A 416-nucleotide genomic window follows, 5' to 3' on the forward strand; every position below is an offset into this window, starting at 1 on the left:
TTTACCATCGCTGGTCGTTCTTTATCCCATTAGACGTAAATGCTCTCGTCCAACCCCAACCCTTGCAGAATCCTTCGCTGCTCGTACGTGAGCGGTTGGCTTAACGCACGTTGGATTTGCCCGTCTGGCTGCTTGAGAAGCACCACTTTGACATACTGAAACAACTGAAAGATCGCTTGCCCCGTCGGCCGGGTCAGTTTGCGTCCTCCTGCGCCCTTTAGAGGCTGCTCCGGAGTAATGAATTGGCGCACCCGGCGCTGGAAGACGCGATAAATGGCCAACGCCAACAAAAACAAATACCCCAGCACCCCGACCCGTTCCGGTTTTTTTACATAGATTTCATCCGTAAAGAACAGGTCTTTCAAAAAGGCAAAGTTCATTTCCACCGAGATGTGGCCTTTATACAGCTTCAAGAT

Annotated in this window: 1 pseudogene; it reads right to left on the reverse strand. The window is 50.7% G+C overall.

Annotation, left to right across the window (positions count from 1 at the left end):
• Window positions 1-29: 29 nt before the first annotated feature.
• Window positions 30-416 (reverse strand): annotated as a pseudogene (locus VU18_RS20010) (transposase); the annotation flags it as partial.

The organism is Geobacillus sp. ZGt-1 (assembly GCF_001026865.1).
GTDB lineage: Bacteria > Bacillota > Bacilli > Bacillales > Anoxybacillaceae > Geobacillus > Geobacillus thermoleovorans.